The sequence below is a fragment of the Thalassobaculum fulvum genome (assembly GCF_014652915.1).
GTDB classification, from domain to species: domain Bacteria; phylum Pseudomonadota; class Alphaproteobacteria; order Thalassobaculales; family Thalassobaculaceae; genus Thalassobaculum_A; species Thalassobaculum_A fulvum.
In genome coordinates, this window is record NZ_BMZS01000025.1 from 1 (window position 1) to 907 (window position 907).

The 907-nt window shown below is 71.4% G+C and carries 1 protein-coding gene; it reads right to left on the reverse strand.

Annotation, left to right across the window (positions count from 1 at the left end):
• Positions 1-907, reverse strand: a 907-nt coding sequence (locus IE246_RS27800; protein ID WP_229837548.1) for an Ig-like domain-containing protein, incomplete at both ends; no start/stop codon positions are given.

A 907-nucleotide genomic window follows, 5' to 3' on the forward strand; every position in this document is an offset into this window, starting at 1 on the left:
CACTCAGGGTGGCGGTGTACGACCACGACCCGCCGGCCGCCGTCACCGTCTGCAGCGTGGTCCCGCCGACCAGGATGCTCACCGTGTCGCCGGTGCCCGCCGAGCCACTCAGCTGCTGGGTCGCCGAACTGGTGATGTTGTCGGTGCTCGACACCCCGAGGTCGCTGGCCGCCAGCAGGTCCGGCGCCTCCAGCGTCGTCGGCGCGGTCTGGTCGACCGTCAGCCCGAGCGTCGACGAGGCCGGCCCGGCGTTGCCGGCGGCGTCGGTGGCCTGCACCGTGATCGCGTAGCTGCCCGCCGCCAGCGAGGTGGCGAACGACCACGACCCGCCGGCCGCCGTCACCGAGCCGACCGTCACCCCGCCGACCAGGACGTTGACCGTGTCGCCGGTGGTCGCCGAGCCGCTGAACGACTGGGTCGACGCATTCGTGATGTTGTCGGTGTTCGACGAGCCGGTGTCGCTCGCCGCCAGCAGGTCCGGCGCCGCCAGAGTCGTCGGCGCGGTCTGGTCGACCACGATGTTCAGTGCGGCCGAAGCCGGCCCGGTGTTGCCGGCGGTGTCGGTCGCCACGGCCGTGATCGCGTAGCTGCCGGACGACAGCGAGGTGCTGAACGACCACGTGCCACCGGCGTCGGGTGTGGCGGTGCCCACCGTTACGCCGTTGACCAGGATGCTCACCGTGTCGCCGACGGTCGCCAGACTGCTGAAGGACTGGGTCGACGCGTTGGTGATGTTGTCGGTGCTGCTGCTGCCGGTGTCGCTGGCCGTCAACAGGTCCGGTCTGGCCAGCGTCGTCGGTGCGGTCTGGTCCACCACGATGTTCAGGGTCGTCGAGGCCGGCCCGGCATTGCCGGCGGTGTCGGTGGCCTGCACCGTGATCGCATAGCTGCCGGCCGACAGCGAGGG